The 20,922-nt window shown below is 53.6% G+C and carries 15 protein-coding genes and 1 pseudogene; 4 read left to right on the top strand and 12 right to left on the bottom strand.

Translation table 11 applies throughout. The features are described from left to right. Positions 1 to 27: 27 nt before the first annotated feature. Positions 28 to 1,493 (bottom strand): annotated as a pseudogene (locus PSAB_RS12120) (circularly permuted type 2 ATP-grasp protein). Between the two features lie 362 nt (positions 1,494 to 1,855). Between PSAB_RS12120 and PSAB_RS12115 the strand changes: the two are divergent. Further along, positions 1,856 to 2,377: a YfiT family bacillithiol transferase gene (locus PSAB_RS12115; RefSeq protein WP_025334844.1), complete on the top strand. Its 522-nt coding sequence runs from the start codon at positions 1,856 to 1,858 to the stop codon at positions 2,375 to 2,377. 95 nt (positions 2,378 to 2,472) lie between these two features. Here the strand turns inward: PSAB_RS12115 and ftsY are convergent, their stop codons facing one another. Then, positions 2,473 to 3,474, bottom strand: coding sequence for a signal recognition particle-docking protein FtsY (gene ftsY, locus PSAB_RS12110; protein WP_025334843.1), 1,002 nt, complete (start codon positions 3,472 to 3,474; stop codon positions 2,473 to 2,475). Positions 3,475 to 3,517: 43 nt separating this feature from the next. Continuing rightward, positions 3,518 to 7,087: a chromosome segregation protein SMC gene (gene smc, locus PSAB_RS12105; protein WP_025334842.1), complete on the bottom strand. Its 3,570-nt coding sequence runs from the start codon at positions 7,085 to 7,087 to the stop codon at positions 3,518 to 3,520. A 219-nt stretch (positions 7,088 to 7,306) separates the two neighbouring features. On the opposite strand from smc, the gene fdhD reads away from it, so the two are divergent. The 3 genes from fdhD to hydG all read left to right on the top strand — a co-directional run bounded on the left by fdhD (position 7,307) and on the right by hydG (position 10,749). Further along, positions 7,307 to 8,122 (top strand): formate dehydrogenase accessory sulfurtransferase FdhD, encoded by an 816-nt coding sequence (fdhD, locus tag PSAB_RS12100; protein WP_025334841.1) that lies wholly within the window; start codon positions 7,307 to 7,309, stop codon positions 8,120 to 8,122. A 129-nt stretch (positions 8,123 to 8,251) separates the two neighbouring features. Then, positions 8,252 to 9,337, top strand: coding sequence for a [FeFe] hydrogenase H-cluster radical SAM maturase HydE (gene hydE / locus PSAB_RS12095; RefSeq protein WP_025334840.1), 1,086 nt, complete (start codon positions 8,252 to 8,254; stop codon positions 9,335 to 9,337). After that, on the top strand, positions 9,328 to 10,749 hold the full coding sequence (gene hydG / locus PSAB_RS12090; RefSeq protein ID WP_038595828.1) for a [FeFe] hydrogenase H-cluster radical SAM maturase HydG: 1,422 nt from the start codon (positions 9,328 to 9,330) through the stop codon (positions 10,747 to 10,749). The genes hydE and hydG overlap by 10 nt, the downstream gene beginning before the upstream one ends. 69 nt (positions 10,750 to 10,818) lie before the next feature. Here the strand turns inward: hydG and hydF are convergent, their stop codons facing one another. From hydF to rnc, 9 genes are all read right to left on the bottom strand, one after another. After that, a complete protein-coding gene (hydF, locus tag PSAB_RS12085) occupies positions 10,819 to 12,081 on the bottom strand; it encodes a [FeFe] hydrogenase H-cluster maturation GTPase HydF (protein WP_025334838.1) in 1,263 nt (420 codons plus the stop codon). Positions 12,082 to 12,111: 30 nt separating this feature from the next. After that, positions 12,112 to 13,533: an aspartate ammonia-lyase gene (locus tag PSAB_RS12080; RefSeq protein WP_025334837.1), complete on the bottom strand. Its 1,422-nt coding sequence runs from the start codon at positions 13,531 to 13,533 to the stop codon at positions 12,112 to 12,114. 8 nt (positions 13,534 to 13,541) lie between these two features. Then, positions 13,542 to 14,588 (bottom strand): GTP 3',8-cyclase MoaA, encoded by a 1,047-nt coding sequence (moaA, locus tag PSAB_RS12075; RefSeq protein ID WP_338045084.1) that lies wholly within the window; start codon positions 14,586 to 14,588, stop codon positions 13,542 to 13,544. Between the two features lie 48 nt (positions 14,589 to 14,636). Then, positions 14,637 to 15,221 carry a 4Fe-4S dicluster domain-containing protein gene (locus tag PSAB_RS12070; protein ID WP_025334835.1) on the bottom strand — a complete coding sequence of 195 codons (585 nt, stop codon included), beginning with the start codon at positions 15,219 to 15,221 and terminating at the stop codon, positions 14,637 to 14,639. 2 nt (positions 15,222 to 15,223) lie between these two features. Beyond that, the gene (locus PSAB_RS12065; RefSeq protein WP_038597007.1) at positions 15,224 to 16,615 is read right to left on the bottom strand and encodes a [FeFe] hydrogenase, group A; all 1,392 of its coding nucleotides are present in this window, start codon (positions 16,613 to 16,615) and stop codon (positions 15,224 to 15,226) included. A gap of 35 nt (positions 16,616 to 16,650) precedes the next feature. Next, positions 16,651 to 17,325 (bottom strand): 4Fe-4S dicluster domain-containing protein, encoded by a 675-nt coding sequence (locus PSAB_RS12060; RefSeq protein WP_051529763.1) that lies wholly within the window; start codon positions 17,323 to 17,325, stop codon positions 16,651 to 16,653. Next, entirely contained in the window at positions 17,322 to 19,466 is a 2,145-nt protein-coding gene (fdhF, locus tag PSAB_RS12055; protein WP_025334832.1) for a formate dehydrogenase subunit alpha, read from the bottom strand. The genes PSAB_RS12060 and fdhF overlap by 4 nt, the downstream gene beginning before the upstream one ends. Before the next feature lie 135 nt (positions 19,467 to 19,601). Further along, positions 19,602 to 19,952, bottom strand: a complete 351-nt coding sequence (locus PSAB_RS12050; protein WP_025334831.1) for a Na-translocating system protein MpsC family protein — start codon at positions 19,950 to 19,952, stop codon at positions 19,602 to 19,604. A gap of 247 nt (positions 19,953 to 20,199) precedes the next feature. Next, the gene (rnc, locus tag PSAB_RS12045) at positions 20,200 to 20,916 is read right to left on the bottom strand and encodes a ribonuclease III (RefSeq protein WP_025334830.1); all 717 of its coding nucleotides are present in this window, start codon (positions 20,914 to 20,916) and stop codon (positions 20,200 to 20,202) included. Positions 20,917 to 20,922: the final 6 nt, after the last annotated feature.

Here is a 20,922-nt window from a genome sequence, read left to right as displayed (position 1 = left end):
GTCCTTGTATTGATGCGATCTATTTTTCTAGGACATGACCCAGGTATCCTTGACTCCGCCACCTTGGGAGGAATTCACAACGAGCGAGCCTTCCTTCATGGCCACGCGCGTCAGTCCTCCCGGAATGACATGCGGCTTGCGATCCGCGCCCATCAGAACAAAAGCTCTCAAATCAATGTGCCGGGGGACCATCTGGCCTTCGGACAAAATCGGCGCTCTCGAAAGAGAGACATGATCGGCTGTGCAATGTAACGATCGGGTTCGGCCAAAATTTTGAGCCGGAATTCCTCCAGCTCTTTCCTGCTCGCCTCGCTTCCGATCAGCATGCCGTATCCGCCTGACAACGAGGTTTCTTTAACAACCATTTCTTCGAGATTATCTAGCACATGCTGCCGTTCGTCCGGTTTGGACAGCAGATAGGTTGGAACGTTATTCAAAATCGGTTCCTCTTTCAAATAATACCGGATCATTTCCGGCACATATACGTACATGGCCTTATCGTCTGCGACGCCGGTTCCCGGAGCGTTGGCAATGGCCACATTGCCTGCGCGGTAAGCGTTCATAAGCCCCGCCACCCCAAGCAGCGAGTTGGGATCGAAGGCAAGCGGATCGATGTAGTCGTCGTCGAGCCGGCGGTACAATACGTCCACGCGCTTGAGTCCGTTCATTTCTCTTAAATACAGTTTGTGGTCCTGAATGACCAAATCGCGGCCTTCCACAAGATGAACTCCCATTTGCTGGGCCAGAAAGGCGTGCTCGTAATAGGCTGAATTGTATTCGCCCGGAGTCAGAAGAGCAATTACCGGATCGGGCGTGCGCGAAGGCGAAAGGCTGCGAAGCACAGACAGGAATCGGTTGATGCTGTGCTCCACATCCCGGATGGAGCTTGAGAAAGACAGCTCGGGGAAGAGCTGATTCATCAGGGATCTTCCTTTAAATAGGTAGGAAAAACCGGAAGGCGTGCGGAGATTGTCCTCCAGCACATAATAATTCCCGTCGTGATGCCGGATCAGATCAATTCCGGATGTCGTAATATAGGCGCCGCCGGGAACGCGCAGTCCTGTCATTTCCGGTCGAAAATAGCAATTGGAGATAACCATTTTACGGGGAACTATGCCGTCTTTTACAATATATTGTTCATGATAAATATCATGGATGAACAGGTTCAGCGCCGTTACGCGCTGGATAATCCCCGCTTCGAGCTTCTCCCACTCGTCCTTGGCGATAATTCTCGGGATCATATCAAAGGGGATGGTTCGTTCCATAGGATGGTCCTGAGCCGGGTTGTACAGAGTAAAGGTTATGCCCTCCTCCATCATTCGCCGCTGCATTAAATGCTGTTTGGCCTGCAGCTCCTCGGGACTCATTCCGGTAAACATGCGGTTGACATGCTTGTAATGAGGGCGGACGCTGCGTTCACCTTCGAACATTTCATCGTAAAAGTGATGCAGCGGATACGGAGACAGACCGGGCAGTGGATCAAGTTTGGACATAAGCCCGACTCCTTTCACAAAAATGTAATGTTTTTTGACAAACCATACTTATAATTAATCCGTAATCCATAAAATAATTCAATCACACTTTCATAATACGTAAACACGCTTATTCATGTCAATATATATAACAACGGATTTGATAGACTACCATTTTATGCTAGTTTGTATGCGGTTTCCTATTTCTGGAGCGGGTAAATTTGACTGAATGATGGATAAATGAATGCGAGAAAGATCGAATATTTTTCTATTCTGAATTTTTCATATGTTGTATTATTTGAAATAAGGGGGATAAATTGTTGTTCTTTAGGTTTGGACTATTTTAAATTATGATAGGAATTAAATAGAAAGGATGTGAGTACATGGACACGCTTCGTTATCCGATCGGCCCCTTCGTATCTGTAGAGAATCCATCGTCTGAACAGTACAGCCTTTGGATTGAAGAAATCCTGAAAATCCCGGGCCTGCTGAGGCAGACTATTGAAGCTCTGACTTTGGAGCAGCTAAATACCCCATATCGTCCCGGCGGTTGGACGGTTCAACAAGTCATTCACCATATGGCCGATAACGATATGAACGCCTACATCCGTTTTAAGCGGGCACTCACAGAAGATCATCCCGTCTCCGGTTCTTACCAGGAAGATTTGTGGGCGGAACTGAGCGACTACTCGGCGCCGGTGGAACTCTCCTTGCTTCTTCTGGAGTCCCTTCACAGCCGCTTTGCCGTTTTGCTACGATCCTTGCGCCCTTCCGACTTTCAGAGAACCTTTACAAGTCCCACACACGGACCGATGAATCTGGAAACAGCCACTCATCGATATGCCTGGCACGGCAGACATCATCTTGCGCAAATCCTATCTCTTAAAGAGCGTATGAGCTGGTAAAAGATAAGGATGAATTAAGGGATCGGATTTCTGGCGTAAAAAAGCGCCGGCAGATGCCAGCGCTTATAGATGTTGATCAAAATTTAAGAAAAAAGTCAGTCTTCCGGGTTCGCGTCTTCCTTCTCTTCGATAATCGCTCCCGCGAACAGAGCGTGCACGAATTGTTCGGAGTCGAACGGCTGGAGATCCTCCATTTTCTCGCCTAGTCCGACCAGCTTCACCGGTAGGTTCAATTCCTGGCGGATGGCAACAACAATGCCGCCTTTGGCCGTTCCGTCCAGCTTTGTTAGGACGAGGCCTGTCACTCCGCTCTTCTCGCCGAACAGCTTCGCTTGCGCAAGCGCATTCTGTCCTGTCGTCGCGTCGAGCACCATCAGCACCTCATGCGGTGCGCCCGGAATCTCGCGCTGGATGACCCGGAATATTTTGGCCAGCTCCTCCATCAGATTGCTCTTGTTCTGCAGCCGTCCCGCCGTGTCGCAGATCAGCACATCGACGCCGCGCTGCTTGGCAGCATGAACCGCGTCAAACATGACCGCCGCCGGGTCGGAGCCGGCGCTCTGTTTGATCACATCCACGCCTGCCCGCTGGCCCCATACTTCAAGCTGCTCTATAGCTCCCGCACGGAATGTATCGCCCGCGGCGAGCAGCACTTTTTTGCCCTCCTGCTTGTAGCGGTGCGCCAGCTTGCCGATTGTCGTCGTCTTGCCGACGCCGTTGACGCCAACGAACAGAATGACCGTAATGCCGTCCGGATTCTCCTTCAGCCTAACATCGTCGTCGCCGCGCAGCAGCTCCATCAGCTTGCGGGAGAGAATCGGCTGAAGCTCGGCCGCGTTCTCGATGCGCTGCTTCTTGACCTCGGTCCGCAGCTCGTCGACCAGCGTCATGACCGTATTCACGCCAACGTCGGCCCCGATCAGAATTTCTTCCAGCTCTTCGTAGAACTCCTCGTCGATTTTTTTGCGGCGGATCATCAGGTCGGATACTTTCTCCACGAACCCTTTGCGGGTCTTCTCCAGACCTTCCCGGAACTGCTTCGTCACACTTTCCGTTTTGCCGGCAATGCTTTCCTTCAATTTCCTGAAAAAGCTCAATCTTCTTCCTCCGTTCGTCATGTAAAATGGCTACCCGCCAAATTTAAGCGATCTCCGCTTCCTCATCTTCAAGCCGCACGGAGACAAGCTTCGATACGCCGCCCTCTTCCATCGTGACCCCGTAGAGCACATCGGCCTCTTCCATCGTTCCTTTGCGGTGGGTCACCACGATAAACTGGGTCTGTTCCGAGAATTCGCGTAAATATTGAGCGAACCGGACCACATTCGCTTCGTCGAGCGCCGCCTCCACCTCGTCCAGCACGCAGAATGGGACAGGCTTCACCTGCAGGATCGCGAACAGCAGCGCCATTGCGGTGAGCGCCCGCTCGCCGCCCGAGAGCAGCTGCAGATTTTGCAGCTTCTTGCCTGGAGGCTGGGCAACGATGTCAATGCCCGTATCCAGCAGATTGTCCGGGTCCAGCAGCATCAGATCAGCCCGGCCGCCGCCGAACAGCTTCGTAAACACCGTTCCGAATTCCCTGCGGATGGCATCGAACGTCTGCTTGAACCGCTTGGACATTTCATCCTCCATCTCGCGGATCACCTGGTACAGCGTTGTCTTCGCTTCAACGAGGTCGTCCTTCTGCTCGCTGAGGAACGTATAGCGTTCATGTATCCGCTGATACTCGTCTACGGCGCCAAGGTTCACTTCGCCGAGCGCGGAAATGCTCCGTCTAAGCTTCTGGACCTCGGCCTGCGCAGCAGGGACGTCCTCCGGCACGGAATAGCGCTGCTTGGCCAGCTCATAGCTCAGCTCGTAATCATCGCTCAGCTTCCGCAAAATATTGTCCAGCTCGACGTCCAGCCGGCCGACGGACACTTCAGTAGCCCGCAGCCGGTCTTCCACCGCTTTCAGCGCCTGCCGCTGTTCCTTCGTTTCGCCTTCCTCGAGCTCCAGCTTTCGGGTCAGCGACGTCCGTTCCGCCCTTGCGTAATCAAGATTCTCTGCCGCCTCTTCTTTCTTGAGACGGAAGGTGTTCAAATCTTCCTGCTGCTTGACGGCTTCCTCGGCATTCGTATTCAAATCCTGCTCGATCGTCGTCAGCAGACTGCGGTTCTGCCGCAGCTCCTTGTCCTGCGAACCGGCGTCGGCCTTCAGCCTCCGCAGCTGTTCCTCCAAGGAGAAAATCTCCTGATCCAGCTTGCCCTCGGCAACCTTCATTCCGGTCAGCTTGCTCTGGAGCTCTTCCTTCTCGGTCTCGCTCGCCTTGCGGAGCGATTCCGCATTCCGGATCGCTTCATGGGCGGCTTTCTCCTCCGCTTCGAGCGAAGCCAGCTCGGCTGCCGCCTGCTCCCTTAGCTTCTCGAGCTGCTTCGCTTCATCAGCGAACCCGCTTCGCTCCGCCCCGGCGCTCTCCACCTGCTCCTGCACATGGCGGAGCTCCTGCTCCAGCTGCCTCAGATCGCCGGCAAGCCGCTGCTCCTCCAGCCGCTTCTCGTCCCCTCCAAGACGAAGCTTCTCCAGCTTGTCATTGGAATCTTCCTGCTCCTTCCGCAGCCGGGAGATGCCGGCTTTGAGCTTGTCGATCTGGCGCTCGGTTTCGCCGATTTCTTCCTTCAGCTGATCGAGCTGGCGTTTGCGTCCCAGCAGATTGACATTCTTCTTGTGCTGGCTGCCGCCGGTCATCGACCCGCCCGCATTGACGACATCGCCTTCCAGGGTAACGACGCGGTAGCGATACTGGCATCTGGCGGCGATTCGGTTCGCCTGCTCCAGATTCTCCGCGATCACGACATTCCCGAGCAGACTGCCGACAATACTGGCATACTTATCGTCAAAGCCGACCAGCTCGGAGCCGATGCCGACGAACCCTTCCGCTCCTTGGATCATCCCGCGGTCGCTGCCGGTAATCTGCCGCGGCCGGATGACATCAAGCGGAAGGAACGTCGCCCGTCCAAGCTGCCGCTGCTTCAGAAAAGAAATCGCCTGGCGCGACACAGCCTCGTTCTCCATCACGATATGCTGCAGCGAAGCGCCCAGGGCGGTTTCGACGGCCGTCTCCAGCTGCTCGGGCACGGAGATCAGCTCGGCCACCGCGCCGTGGACGCCGCTGAGCTGGCCCTTGCGCGCGCCTTTGAGCACTTCCTTGACGCCGAGCATGAAGCCGTCGAAGTCGTCCTGCATTTCCTTCATCGTCTCATGGCGGGAGACCTGGGCTTCCCGCTTCTGCTCCCACTTGCGAAGCCCTGTGTGAGCTTCATCCAGCAGCTTCTGCCTTGCCACCGTATGTTCGCTCTCGGTGATATAGTCCTTCCGCAGCTTTCCAAGCTCATTGCCCAGCGCCTCGATGGCGCTCTTCAGCTTGCCCTGCTCCCGCAGAAGCTCCTCATGCCGCGCCGTCCATTTTCCGCTCTCTTCTTCACTGCGGTTCATCCGCCGCTCCAGATTTTCCTTCTGCTGGTCAGCATAGCGGATTTCATTGCGCGCCTGGGCCATTTTGTTCATGAGCTCCAGAAGTGCGCTCTTCAAGCTTTCCTCTTTGCTCTGGCTAAGCCCGTCCGTAACACCCGACAGCCTTGCTTCTTCTTCCTTCAGCTGGTTTCGCAGCTCGGCAAGGCGAAGCCGTGTCTGTTCCATTGTCTTCTCCAGAGCGCTCAGCTCGCGCACCCGGTCTTCAGAACGCTCACCCACCGAGCCGATGGTCTGAAGCAGCTGCTCCCTGTTTTTTTCCAGATGCCGTCTGCGTTCTTTCAGCAGTTCACCGTACCCTTCGCTCTTCTCAAAAGCTTCGCTGTACCGCAGGAGCTGCTCCTGGAGCTTCTCGATCTTCTCCTCCAGCTGACGGAGCGCGGCTCTTCCGCCTTCGAGCTTGGCGTCATGGGCCGTGACGACCGTCGACAATTGAAGCTGCTCGTCCCGCAAAATTTCCAGCTTGGCGTTGCCGTCCTTCCACGCCTCATGAATCCCCTCGATCTGATGGACGTAGACGGATATTTCCAACTGCTTCAACTGCTCTTTCAGTTCCTTGTAACGGGTCGCTTTCTCGGACTGCTCCTTCAGCGGACCAATCTGATCCTCGAGCTCGCTGATCAAGTCGTGGATGCGCAGCAGATTCTGTTCCGTCTCATCGAGCTTCCGTCCCGCATCCTTTTTCCGCGACTTATATTTAACGATTCCCGACGCCTCTTCGAAGATCCCCCGCCGATCCTCGGACCGGGTGCTGAGAATTTCCTCAATCCGTCCCTGTCCAATAATGGAGTACGCCTCGCGGCCGATGCCGGTGTCCATGAACAGCTCCGTAATATCCTTCAGGCGGCACGCCTGCTTATTGATCATATACTCGCTGTCACCGCTGCGATGGACCCGCCGTGTCACCGTCACTTCGCTGAAGTCGAGCGGCAGGGCATGGTCTTCATTGTCCAGCGTCAGCGACACTTCGCCATAATTGACCGCCTTGCGGGCATCGCTTCCGGCAAAAATAATATCCTCCATCTTGCCGCCGCGGAGCGATTTGGCGCTTTGTTCGCCGAGCACCCAGCGGATGCCGTCGGAAATGTTGCTCTTGCCGCTTCCGTTGGGTCCGACGACAGCCGTAATGCCCCGCACGAACTCCATCTCCGTTTTGTCGGCAAATGATTTAAAGCCAGCTAATTCAATCCGTTTCAAAAACATACGTTGCCAGTCACCTCCGCCCCATTATACCATAGCGTTCCATGCCCACAAAGAGAACGTTGCCATGAAGAGCAGGATGTTGGAAGTTAGCTGGATTGTGAAATATAAAATTGACAGTTATTGCAATTCGTGATGTAGTAAAGCTGTTATCATTTCTATTATTTACTATTTAAGTTATTTTTCTATATTTCAAATCTTTCATTAATAAGGGTGATGGAGATGAAGCGTGAACCTGAACAGCAAGGACACATTATTCGCTACCGGAAGGGCCGAATCACCAGGGAACCGGATCTCATCGTGACGGAGCATCCGGTCACACTCAAGATCAACGGCGAAGAATTCGTGACTCTGGTATGCACACCCGAGCACATTGAGGACATGGCGGTTGGCTATTTGGCGTCGGAAGGCATTATCCGGGGAATTCAGGACATCAAAGAAATGTGGACACAGGAAGAAGAAGGATACGTACACGTCTCCACTGACCGCTGGAATGAGCTTCACCGCCAGCTGTATGCCAAGCGTTATGTCAATTCCTGCTGCGGCGGAGGGCGTCATGGCTTCGTGTATGTTAACGACGCAAGGACGGCCAAGATTATGGAAGGCGTTCATGTCTCTTTATCGTTTAAAGATTGCTTTCGCCTTATGGAAGAAGTGCAGACCGGGTCTGAGCTGTTTCACCGGACAGGGGGCGTCCACTCCGCCGCGATTTGCGATACTGACGGGGTGCTGCTCGCCCGCAGCGATATCGGCCGGCATAATGCCCTCGACAAAATTTACGGCCACTGCCTAAGACATGCGATGAACCTGAATGACAAAATCATCGTGTTCAGCGGTCGGATTTCTTCGGAAATTCTGCTGAAGGTCGCCAAAATCGGCTGCGAGATCATTTTGTCCAAATCCGCTCCGACGGCGCTGGCCCTTGAACTGGCTGAACAGCTCGGGATTACGACCGTCGGCTTCATCCGGCAGGACTCATGCAACGTGTATACACGACCGGAGCGGATCAGCGATTGTGCGCTTCTGAACAGCAATTGAATAATCTCTGATTTCAAGCAAAAAGCTCACAGTTCTTCATTTTTACTTTTGTTACATTATTTACATGTTTGTGCTTGCAAGAAAGGTTTACCTGTTCATCTTGAGGAGGGATGTACAACGGACTATTTACTGGATCAATTATTGGATCGTTTATATGCGCAAGAATCCTTGGATTCCGAAGAAATTATCCTGCTGCTCGAAAATCTCGGCCCGGATTCACGAGGGCGGCTGCATACTTTAGCACACCAGAAACGGATGGATCGTTACGGAACAAAGGTGTATTTGCGCGGGCTGATTGAATTCTCCAATATATGCAAACAAAACTGCCTGTACTGTGGGATTCGCTCTGCCAATAAATCGGCCGCCCGCTACCGGCTTCAGCTTGAAGAAATTATGGATTGCTGCCAGGAAGGATACGACTTGGGCTATCGTACCTTCGTTCTGCAGAGCGGCGAGGACGATTGGTATACAACGGACAAACTGGCGCAGCTGATTGCCGGTATCAAGCGGAGCTATCCGGATGCGGCGGTGACGCTCTCGATCGGCGAACGTGACGACGAGACGTATACCCGGTTATTTGAAGCGGGCGCTGAGCGTTTTTTGCTCCGGCATGAGACGGCTTCCCGAAGGTTGTATGAAGCGCTGCATCCGACCATGACCTTCGAGAATCGGCGGGACCGTTTGCGGTCTTTGAAAACCATCGGCTATCAAGTCGGTGCCGGGTTTATGGTCGGATTGCCCGGGCAGACGTCTCAAGACTTGGCTGAGGATTTACTGTACCTCAAGGAGCTTAATCCGGACATGATTGGCATCGGCCCTTTTTTGCCGCATCAAGCGACGCCTTTAAAGGACGAGCCAGCCGGAACGCTGGAAGCCACACTGGATATGATTGCTCTTGCGCGGCTGTTCGTGCCGGACGCCCTGATTCCGGCTACGACTGCGATGGGAACCGCCCATCCATACGGACGGGAGCTCGCACTGCAGGCGGGCGCAAATGTCGTCATGCCCAATCTGTCGCCTCTGGCCGTGCGTCCAAAATATACGTTATACGACAATAAAATATGCACGGGAGACGAATCGGCGCAGTGCCGGTTCTGCCTGGAGCAGCGGATCGAGACTGCCGGATTTCGAGTTGATATGGGCCGCGGAGACAGTCTGAACTGGCTGTCACGTCCTCAGAAGAAAATGAACCCAGAAAGAAGTGGATGTTCGTGAACCGAGTAAATGAGCGCCGTCCGGCGGATTTTATTCAAGACGAGGAAATCAAGGGAGCGCTGCAGTACGGGGAGACAGCGGTTAACGACAGCAAGCTCATAACCGCAATCCTGGACAAAGCAAGAATGTGCAAAGGCCTGACTTCACGCGAAGCCGCGGTGCTGCTGCATGTGAATGATGAAGAAACGCTGGAGCGGCTGTACCAGGTATCCCGGGAAATTAAGGAACGGATTTACGGCAACCGGATCGTGCTGTTCGCCCCCCTCTATGTCAGCAACTATTGTGTCAATAACTGCGTCTACTGCGGATACAAGCATTCCAACTCCGAGTTTGAGCGCAGCCGTCTCACTCAAGATGAAATTGCCCAGGAAGTCAAGGCTCTTCAGTCCCTTGGGCATAAACGGCTTGTCCTTGAAGCGGGGGAAGACACTAACCACTGTTCCATCGACTACATTCTGGAATGTATCCGGACCATATACGAGACCAAGCTGGACAATGGCAGTATCCGGCGGGTTAACATCAATATTGCCGCCACGACCGTGGATGATTACCTCAAACTGGCCGATGCCGGAATCGGAACGTATATTTTATTCCAGGAAACGTATCACCGGCCCAGCTACGGCAAATACCATCCGCAAGGGCCAAAAAGCGATTATGACTGGCACACGACCGCCATGGACCGGGCAATGAAAGCCGGGATCGATGATGTCGGCATCGGCGTCCTGTACGGACTCTACGATTTTAAATATGAGACCATCGCCATGCTGCAGCACGCTGAGCATCTGGAGCAGACATTCGGCTGCGGACCGCATACAATCTCTGTACCCCGGCTTCGGGAAGCGGAGAACGTGAATCTGGACAATTACCCCTATCTTGTGAGTGACAGTGATTTTGCGAAGATTGTCGCCGTCCTGAGGGTGGCCGTACCTTATACGGGGATGATCCTGTCCACTCGTGAAGACCCGGAATTCCGCGACCGGATCATTAAGCTGGGTATATCGCAGATCAGCGCAGGCTCAGCCACCGGTGTTGGCGCGTATAGCGTCAATAAAGACAAGGACGACAAGCCGCAGTTCACTGTCGGAGATCACCGTTCTCCCATGGAAATTATCAAAAGTCTGTGTCAAGACGGCTATGTTCCCAGCTATTGCACCGCCTGCTACCGCGAAGGCCGGACGGGAGACCGCTTTATGCAGCTGGCCAAATCGGGGAATATCCACAATGTATGCCAGCCGAATTCCTTGATGACCTTTCAGGAATACCTGCTGGATTATGCCGACGAGGAAATGCGTGCCATCGGGGAGCAGACCATTCGCGAGAATCTGGAGCGCATCCCCAAGGAATCTGTTAAGAAAGCCACGATAAAGCAGCTTGCTCGTATCCGTTCGGGTGAGCGGGACCTTCGCTTCTGATAACAATTATAATTGAACATAAATCTACAAAAATACCCGGAACCTTGAAAAAGGAACCGGGTGTTGTTATTAACCGAAACGCAGCTCGTCTTCCCATGCCAGCATCGCGGACGGAAACATTTCAATGGCCCTTGGGAATACCCCGTGGACATACGCAATAAACACGCCATAATTGACAATCGGGACACCCGCCGCTGAGGCCTCCTCAATTCGATGCAGCATCGCTTTGCGGTTCAGGATGCAGGCTCCGCAATGAATAATGAGGGAGTACTGGCCCAGCCCCTCTGGAAAATCACTTCCGGCGGCATGCTCGATCTGCAGCCGCCTGCCTGTAATCTCTCGGAGCCAGCGGGGAATTTTAACGGTGGCGATATCGTCGGACTGCCGATGATGCGTGCAGGCCTCCGCAATAAGCACCCGGTCGCCGTCATTCAAGCGGCTGAGCGCCCGCACCCCGCGAACAAGCCGGGGAAGATCGCCTTTATATCGCGCGAACAAAATGGAGAAGGAGGTGAGCCACACATCCTTCGGTGTGTCGGCCTGCACTTTCAGAAACGCCTGCGAATCTGTGATCACCACTTTCGGCTTACGCCCAAGTGTAGCCAACGTATGCCCAAGCTCCTGCTCCTTGGTCACAACAGCTACCGCATCGCATTCCATAATGTCGCGTATCGTCTGCTGCTGAGGCAGGATCAGACGGCCTTTGGGCGCCGCCTTGTCGATCGGGACGACAAGAACCGCAAGATCGCCGGGATTTAACAGATCGCCGACAATCCTGAACTTGTCATCCTCCCTCGGCAAAGCGGCGGTTATCGCAGTCTTTAATTCACCGATTCCATTGCCGGCGGCGGCACTTATTGGAACCGGCTTGCAGCCGAGCACGGCTTCGGCATGTACCACAGCCGCGCCGACCCCAGTTTCATCTCCTTGTACGTGAAGCAGATCGATTTTGTTTAAAACCGCTACCACCGGAATCCCTCTGGCGGAAATCGTCCGCAGCAGCTCCTGCTCGAATTCGCCGGCTCCATTGCCGGCATCCACGACGAGCAGCGCCAGATCGGTTTTATTTAAAATCCGCATCGTTTGGTGTATACGCTGCTGTCCCAAATCGCCTACGTCATCCAGACCGGCTGTATCAATAAGCACCACCGGGCCAACCGGCAGCAGCTCCATCGGCTGATAGACGGGATCGGTCGTCGTACCGCTGACGGGGGAGACAATCGAGGTCTCCTGTCCGCCAAGTGCGTTGATCACACTTGATTTCCCCGCATTTCTCCGACCAAACACGGCAATATGCAATCGTTCTCCTCTTGGTGTACCGTTCAAGCTCATAAAGTTTCTCCTTCGTTTCCCTATACCTCATTAGACCATTCTGCCGCTTCCGGGAATGCCCGGCTTGGTCACTTCCAGCGGATGAAGGGCCGCTTCGATTTGTTCCTCCGTCATGAGGCCGCGCTGCCGCACAACCTGTTCAAGCGGCAGCCCCGTGGCCGTCGCTTCACTGGCCAGCTCCGCCGCGGTGTCATAGCCAAGATAAGCTGCCGCAGCAGCAGCCATCACTCCCGAGCGGTCAAGATTCTCCCCGCAACGGGCGGTGTCAAGCGTCAGCCCTACAACGCACCGCTCCTTAAACAGCGGCACGGCACGGCTCAGCAGCTCCAACGATTCCAGCAGCGCCTCGGCGATCAAGGGCGTGAACGCATTAAGCTCAAGCTGTCCGCTTGCTGCCGCCAGCGTCACCGCCGTATCGTTAGCTATCACCCGCATCGAGGTGGACCCGGCCATCTCGGCGATAACCGGGTTGACCTTGCCGGGCATAATGGAGGAACCTACCTGCACCGCAGGCAGCATATATTCGCCAATGCCGCCCTGAGGTCCTGAACCCAGCAGCCGGAAATCGCCCGATATTTTCAGCAGATTCACCGCAGCCGCTTTTAGCAGACCCGAAGTCTCAACGAACACATCCATATTCTGTGTCGCATCCATGGGGAAATCGCTTCGACATAAGCCGAGGCCGGTCATTTCCCGCAGCTCCTCCGTAACAGCGTAAGCATATTTTAGCGGGGCGTTCATTCCCGTTCCGACAGCTGTGCCGCCAAGGTTGATCTCCCTCAGCCGCTCCTCCGCTTTATACAGCCGCCACCGGTCGCGGGCTACCGCCTTGGCGTAGGCGCCGAAGCTCTGCCCGGCCAAGATCGGCAGCGCATCCATCAGCTGCGTCCGTCCAAGTCTTAGCACATCAGCAAATTGCCGCTCCTTCTCCTGCAGCGATTCCTGAAGAGAAGACAACTCGTCACTCAAGAGACGAAGCAGCGGAATGACAGCGATGCGCAGCGCAGTTGGATATACGTCGTTCGTGGACTGATAGAGATTGACATGGTCAATGGGATGGACCAGCCGGTAATCCCCCTTTGTTCCTCCTAGCCGCTCGATGGCTCGGTTGGCAATCATCTCATTTACATTCATGTTAGTGCTCGTTCCCGCGCCTCCCTGATAGGCATCCACGATAAAATGATCGTCCAGCATACCCTTCAAAATATCATCGCAGGACCGCTCAATCGCTTCAGCTACGGATTCCGGAATAGTCCCTTGTTCTCCGTTTACTTTGGCCGCGGCCTTCTTGACCAGCACCATAGCCTGCATGAGCCGCCGATGGGCCGGGCGGCCGCTGACTGCAAAATTGTCCCGGGCGCGTACGGTATGAATCCCGTAATAAGCATCTTTGGGGACGGAGGCATGGCCAAGCGAGTCCTTCTCCATACGGAAGCTGGATTCATCAACCATCTTAAAGATCACCCGCCGATCTGTGACATCTGACGCATCATCGTATGTTGTGCAGGCTTCTGGCCCGGCTGAACAATCATCTCATGCCGCTGGGGCTTGGCTTCAAGCGAACGCCGGATGGCTTGTCTAAGCAACTCGTTATTGCCGATAAACGGTTTCAGATCCCACTCGTCGTTCCAGTAAAGGCAGGGCTTGACGGAGCCGTTCGCCGTAATGCGCAGCCGGTTGCAGGCCATACAGAAATGATCGCTGACCGGATTAATCAGACCGAATTCTCCGGCAGCTCCGGAAATCCGGTAATACTTGGCCGGCCCTGAATCATCCTTCGTACCGCAAAAAGACGAGCCTGACATTCGATCGGCAGGCTCAACACGCCTTGCGTTCCAGCCTTTATCCGCGCACTGCGCCATTATGCCATCCAACGCCATATATCCCGCTTTCCACGCTTCGGCCTGCTTGCCGATAGGCATATATTCGATAAAGCGGACTTGGAGCGGATAATCCAGAGTCAACCGTAAAAAAGACTCGATCTCGTCATCATTGACTCCACGCATGAGTACAACATTAAGCTTGAGCATTTCGAATCCGGCTTTAAAGCAGGCTTCTATCCCACTGATTACCCGGGACAAATCACCGCCGTTCGTAATCATGGCATACCGATCCGGGAGCAGGGAATCCAAACTGATGTTCATGTCGGTCAGCCCCGCCTGTCGAAGCGCCCGAGCCTTAGACGCTAGCAGCATGCCATTGGTGGTCAACCCGACGCGACTGATGCCCGGAATGGCGCTTAGTCTGTCCACAAGGTCTTCAAGATGGGGCCGGAGGAGCGGCTCTCCCCCGGTAATTCTCACCTTGGTAACCCCCATCTCCGCGAGCACACTTACAATGGCAGCGATCTCGTCAAAGGTGAGCAGGTCCATCTTGGAAGGATGTCCGGCCGTTTCCCCCGGCCTGCAATATTGGCAGCCCAGATTGCAGCGGTCCGTAACGGATATTCGTACATAATTATGCACACGGCCAAAGGAGTCAACCAGAAGATCGGACAAAGAATTCACCTTGCTTTCTAATTTTTCTGACAGTATTTGATTAAATGCAGTTTAAGTCTAATAACCGGACAAGCCGCCAAACTGCTGAAGCAGTTGTGCGCTGGCCGCTCGTTTCCGGGCAATCGATTCATCAATTTCACCGGGGACAACGAACCGCAGGGCACTTGTCGGGCACACACGCACACATTCCGGGCCATTGCCGCTTTCTTCACACAAATCGCATTTATTGGCAACAATTCTTTCCTTCGGACTCCATGTTCCTTCAATATTTGTCCGCAGCCCGGATTGCCGCTGTTTTCGGCCTTCCTGGTATGCGGTTACCATCGTAATAGCCCCGTACGGGCAGGCCAGCATACAGGTTTTACAGCCGATACATGTATCCTGGTTAATAAAAATGCCATTGTCCTTGTTAAAAATCGAGCCATTCGGGCACACATTGGCACAAGGTGCATCCTCACAATGCCGGCACTGGACCGGAGCGGTAACCTCGTCCGTTTCGATGACGGTGAGACGCGGGTAAAAAGCGATCTCGCTTTCTTCCTGCTCAAACAAACGGTTTCCCGAATGCGCAACGACACACGCCGCTTCGCAAGTATGGCAACCTATACATTTATCCGGATCGGCTAGTACGAAACTGTTCATGTCTACTCCTCCTTGGTACTTCTAGATATAAACTTGGTGTGGAGCAAATGATGGGAGACGTGGCCCAATGGCTCACCTAAAAAATCTTTATATAATTTAATAATGGCCGGGTTCTCATGCGACTTTCGAACCTTTTGGTTGGAATCATGACGGTAAATCGAGCTCTTGCGGGCCTGATAAGCGGCCTTCCGCTGCGTCTCCAGCAGAAGCTTCGGCTGCCCGCCGCCGCTGACGCATCCTTCCGGACAGGCCATCACTTCGATAAAATGGTAAGGGCAGGTCCCTTCGGCGGCTTGCTTCAAAATGGTCGAGACGTACTGAAGCCCCGCGACCATGGCGACTCTAAGCTCCAAATCCCCGATCTGAACCGTAGCCGTACGAATTCCTTCATTTCCTCTTATAAAATCGAGCTGGAGATTCGGAATGGACTCATGCGTTACCAGCTCATATCCCGTCCGGATTGCCGCTTCCATCACCCCTCCAGTTGCCCCAAAAATAGTTCCCGCACCCGAATATTTACCGAGCGGCGAATCAAACGGTTCGTCAGGGAGATTAAGGAAATCAATGCCCTTGTCCTTGATTAATTGGGCTAGCTCCCTCGTTGTAATGACGAGATCCACTTCCCGAAGCCCGTCGACATTCATCTCTTCCCTGCCGGCTTCAAACTTCTTGCAGGTGCACGGCATGACTGCCACGCTGAATATATCAACAGGATCGACTCCATCCAATTCGGCGCTGTAGGTTTTGACCAGGGCGCCCACCATTTGCATCGGCGACTTGCAGCTCGACAGATGTTCCAATAACTGCGGCGCGGCCGTTTCCGCATGCTTAACCCAAGCTGGACAGCAGGACGTGAACATAGGAAGCCGCTCGCCGGACATGACTCTGCTTATTAGTTCGCTGCCTTCTTCCATAATCGTGACGTCAGCGCCGAAGTTTGTATCATACACCCGGTCAAAATTCAGCTGTCTTAACGCAGCCGCCATCTTGCCTGGCGTCAGGGTGCCGAACGGCAGGCCAAATTCCTCGGCAAGCGATACGCGGATAACCGGAGCGCATTGCACGACTTTATACCTTTTCGGATCGGCCAGCGCTTCCTTCAGCTCTTTCGCATGCCCCGTCGAATAAGCGGCGAATAAAGGCTCGCGCACGCTGGGAAGCTGTCCTCGTTGCCGCAGCTTCTCCTCGCGAGTCGCCAGAGAAGGGGCGCTTTCCGCGGCGTAAGCAGAGCATATCTGTACACATTGCCCGCAAACTACGCAGCGGTGCGCGTCAATGCTCTGCGGAGCGCCCGCTTCCCCGGTAATGGCATCCACCGGGCAGACCGCCGCGCACCGTCTGCAGCCGGTACACAGCTGCTCGTCAATATGAATAATCGGATCGAGGTTTGACATTACAGATGTACCTTTCTTTTCTAAAATAAGGTTCGTCATAATTTCAGCCTGCTTAAACAACTCAGGCTTTCAGCCGCCCGTGAGCGGGCGGTCTCACGTTCCGGACTGACCAGCGTCAGCGCCTGTTCCGGACACACGGAGACACAAGCCGGAACAGGACCGCCTCCGTCTCCGCTCTGGCTGCCTGAAGGATATCCCGCGTTTGACACTGCCATTTCTCCGGACACCATTGTTGTTCCAGGAACCGCGATATTGCGGCATAAATCACATTTATAAGCGACGACTCTCGCTTTCCGATCCAGACCGCCGTTCTGCTGTTCCCTTAAGTAAGGCTGCTTCAACTCCTGACCGCCGGTATACGCTTTGTACAGGCTGATCGCGCCAAACGGGCATACCATGGCGCAGCCTTTGCAGCCTATACATCGATCCTCATCAATCAGAATCACGCCATCCTCTTGCCGGATTGCCTGCACCGGACACACGCCTGCGCACGGCGCATTCTCGCAGTGCCGGCACTGAAGCGGCATAGTGAAGCTTTCCGTTCGCATTACATACAGCCTTGGAAGGACCGGCGTGGCGACCGTTCCTACCGCTCCAGCCACCCTGTTATCCTGGCTATGCACCGCGAAGCAGGCCAGTTCGCACGCTTTGCAGCCTATGCATTTACCGGCTTCGGCAATGACGAACGAATTGGTCCGTTCATTCATCATGCCTGACCCGCTCCTACGTGCATTTGCTTTCTGAGAGAATCATACTGCTGCTGCACCTGCTGCTCGGCACGAAGCTGATCCGGAATTCTCTCCAGCCGAATTGCGCAATATTTGTATTCCGGCGTCTTGGAGACAGGGTCCAAAGCATCGCCGGTCAGCTCGTTGCAAGAGCCAATCCAGAAATGATAGGTCATATAGGTCGCGCCTTGCTTGACCCGTTCGCTGACTTGCGCCCTGGCCACCACTCTCCCCCGCCGGGAAATAATACTAACGAGTTCCCCGTCTTTTATGCCAAGGCTGGCGGCATCCCCGGGACTGACTTGAATATTGCCCGGCTCGTCGGACAGTTGGCTGAGGGCACGGCAGTTCCCGGTCATGGTGCGAACGGAATAATGTCCGACTTCACGGACGGTCGACAGCGTTAATGGATACTCCTGATCCGGCTGTTCAAGCGGGGCCCGCCATTCCGCGGCAAACAGCTGTCCTTTGCCGTTAGGCGTTGAAAAACGGTTGCCTTCGTACAAATACGGCGTGCCCGGATGATCTTCGGACGGGCACGGCCATTGAACGCCGCCCTGCTCCTCCATCTTCTTATAGCTTGCTCCCGCAAATGTCGGACAGAGGGCTCTCATCTCGTCCCAAATCTCCTCGGTATTTCGGTAAGACATCGGGTAGCCCATCGCCGTGGCAATCTCGCTGATGATCTGCCAGTCCGGCTTCACATCCCCGGGTGGATCGATCGCTTTTCGAATCCGTTGAAATCCGCGGTCGGCTGACGAATATACCCCATCATGTTCGCCCCAGGAGGTGGCGGGCAGGATGACATCCGCATGCAGCGCCGTCTTGTTCATGAAAATATCCTGCACAATGACAAACTCTATCTTCTCCAGCGTCTCTCTTACTTCGGCCGCGTTCGGATCACTCTGCACCGGGTCTTCGCCAAAGATGTAATAAGCCTTCACCTTGTCTTCCTTCAATACCAGATGGGGAATTTCCGTCAAGCGATAACCGATATTATCCGGTAGTGTCACGCCCCAGGCCTTCTCGAATTTTTTGCGGATTTTGGGATCGGTGACCGACTGATAACCCGGATATACATTAGGCAGCGCCCCCATATCGCATGAGCCCTGTACGTTATTCTGTCCGCGAACCGGTCCAATGCCGACTCCGGGTCTGCCGAAATGGCCGGTCAGCAGCGCCAGCGAAGCGAGCCCTTTGACAACGTCCACCGCCTGGGCGAATTGACACACTCCCATGCCATACAGAATCATCGCTTTATTCGCTTTGGCATACTGTCGCATCACCTTGCGGATCTCATTTGCTTTTACACCGGTGATGCTTTCGGCATATTCCGGCGTATACTTTTGCACACCGGCCTTATATTCGTCAAACCCTTCGACATAATTGGCTACATAATCCTTGTCATACAGCTCTTCTTCGATGAGAACATGTCCGAATGCATTGACAAGCGCCATGTTCGTCCCCCCTTTGAGAGGGAGCCAGGTATCCGCAATTCTGGCCGATTCAGTCTTCCGTGGATCGGATACGATAATAGTAGCGCCTTTCTGCTTCGCCTTGACGATTCTTCTGGCTACAATCGGATGCGTAACGGCTGCATTATAGCCAAAAATAAAGAGTAGATCCGTATCCTCGATTTCCGGAATCGAATTCGACATGGCTCCATCGCCGAGCGAATAGGTCAGCCCCGCCACAGAAGGCCCATGGCACACTCTGGCACAGTGGTCAATATTGTTGGTGCCGATCACCGCCCGCATAAATTTTTGCATCACATAGTTAGCTTCATTACCCGGTCCTCTGGCGGAACCCGTACCCATGATCGCATCCGGTCCATATTTTTCCTTAATAGCTGTAAGCTTCTCAGCTGTAAATTGGATGGCCTCCTCCCAGGGAACTTCACGCAAAACCCCTTCTTTACGAATCATGGGCTTACGAAGGCGAGCGGTCAGAATCTGCGGATCATTCAGAAAATCCCAGCCATAATGGCCCTTCAGGCACAGGTTCCCTTCATTCGTTCTCCCGTCAGCAGGCTCGGCTCCCACAACCTTTCCATCCTCAACCAGCAAATGCATCTGACAACCACTTCCGCAGTATGGGCATACCGTCAGAACTTTGTTCGCCATTGGTTAACCACCTCTTCATGTGATTTTTTGCACAATTTAAACAATAAAAAAATAAGCCAATACAAAGTATATTCAGAACATACACCGTGTACTGGCTTATTAAAAAGCGAAGAAGCATAGGCTCTTTCTCTTTAATCAAACCGATTTATTCAGTTGAATCATAATTGCCCGGCCGCTTGGACAAAGCTCGTAAATCTTCCAGTTATATGTAAACTGGGTGCCAATCGTCTCTATCATTTCGGCCATAAATTCTTTTTCCAAATAAGGCTTTAGCACTTTCCAATATTCCGCAACGAGATCGACAGCGCCTTCCTTTACCAAAATCTCCGACAGGCTCGAGAGAACCCCTCTAATCTCAATCGTGATTAATTGGCTGCTCTCCAGCTTAACCTTCACATTCTCCGGACCTTTGCCTCGATAATGCTTGACAATCTTGACTACAAGCCTTCTGATCTTCTCCTGGTATTCGAATTCAGCTTCAGACATCCAAACACCTCAGCAGTATTCATCATTTATGGTATTTTATATCATTTATTACATGTTCATGTTAGACTCTTCCAATTTTCTTGTCAATACACAAATTAACACATATCCATCGATTTCCAGTTGTTTAGCAAGAATTTCCGAATATGATCGTCAAAAATCAAAAAGAGCAGCAAAGGTCTGAGTTCCATCAATACGATGAATTCAGAGCTTTGCTGCTCTGCTGCGTTTCGTAAACGCGCTTGTTTAGTTAGCCCAATTTCTCAGAACCGTCTTCTTTCAAACGCAATAGCGCAGCTGCAGCAGCCTGCTGCTCTGCCTCCTTCTTCGAGCGCCCGCTTCCCCTTCCCAGGGTACGGCTGGTCATGCTCACTTCGGACACGAATTCACGTTCATGAGCCGGTCCCCGTTCCTCAATAATCCGATATTCCAGGGTGCCCATCCCATGATGCTGAATCAATTCCTGCAGTTCCGTCTTGAAGTCGTTAACTCCTAGAAGCAGCTTGCCGTCCGTCTCCACCAAAGGGAGCACATACTCAGCCAGAAACCGACGCACCGTCTCCAAACCCTGATCCAAAAAAAGCGCTCCGATAAAGGACTCGAACACATCCGCCAGCAGAGCCGGCCTGGTGCGTCCTCCTGTCAGCTCTTCGCCTTTGCCGAGCAGCACATAGCGGCCAAAGCCGAGGTTCTCGGCGAACTTGACCAGGGAGGGCTCGCAGACGATTGCGGCCCGCAGCTTGGTCAATTCGCCTTCCGGCCGATCCGGAAGCAGATTGTACAAATATTCGGAAACCGTCAGCTCCAGAACGGCGTCGCCCAGGAATTCAAGGCGCTCATTGTCCTGGTGCTGATTGAAGCGGTGTTCATTGACATAGGACGCATGGGTAAAAGCCTGCTTCAGCAGCTGAGAATCGTGGAATTGAATATGAAGTTGACTTTGTAATTGCTTCAGGTCCCCATTCATCGCACG

This window comes from Paenibacillus sabinae T27, assembly GCF_000612505.1.
GTDB lineage: Bacteria > Bacillota > Bacilli > Paenibacillales > Paenibacillaceae > Paenibacillus_AQ > Paenibacillus_AQ sabinae.
Note: the sequence above shows the minus strand (reverse complement) of the source record. Positions and strands in the feature narration are given on the sequence as shown.

Coding starts and splice junctions, on each gene's coding strand:
- PSAB_RS12050 (WP_025334831.1), bottom strand. CDS start 19,952: ATGTCTGAAGCTGAATTCGAATACCAGGAGAAGATCAGAAGGCTTGTA.
- PSAB_RS12065 (WP_038597007.1), bottom strand. CDS start 16,615: ATGTCAAACCTCGATCCGATTATTCATATTGACGAGCAGCTGTGTACC.
- fdhD (WP_025334841.1), top strand. CDS start 7,307: ATGAAGCGTGAACCTGAACAGCAAGGACACATTATTCGCTACCGGAAG.
- smc (WP_025334842.1), bottom strand. CDS start 7,087: ATGTTTTTGAAACGGATTGAATTAGCTGGCTTTAAATCATTTGCCGAC.
- PSAB_RS12070 (WP_025334835.1), bottom strand. CDS start 15,221: ATGAACAGTTTCGTACTAGCCGATCCGGATAAATGTATAGGTTGCCAT.
- rnc (WP_025334830.1), bottom strand. CDS start 20,916: ATGAATGGGGACCTGAAGCAATTACAAAGTCAACTTCATATTCAATTC.
- PSAB_RS12060 (WP_051529763.1), bottom strand. CDS start 17,325: ATGATGAATGAACGGACCAATTCGTTCGTCATTGCCGAAGCCGGTAAA.
- PSAB_RS12115 (WP_025334844.1), top strand. CDS start 1,856: ATGGACACGCTTCGTTATCCGATCGGCCCCTTCGTATCTGTAGAGAAT.
- hydG (WP_038595828.1), top strand. CDS start 9,328: ATGTTCGTGAACCGAGTAAATGAGCGCCGTCCGGCGGATTTTATTCAA.
- PSAB_RS12080 (WP_025334837.1), bottom strand. CDS start 13,533: ATGGTTGATGAATCCAGCTTCCGTATGGAGAAGGACTCGCTTGGCCAT.
- hydF (WP_025334838.1), bottom strand. CDS start 12,081: ATGAGCTTGAACGGTACACCAAGAGGAGAACGATTGCATATTGCCGTG.
- fdhF (WP_025334832.1), bottom strand. CDS start 19,466: ATGGCGAACAAAGTTCTGACGGTATGCCCATACTGCGGAAGTGGTTGT.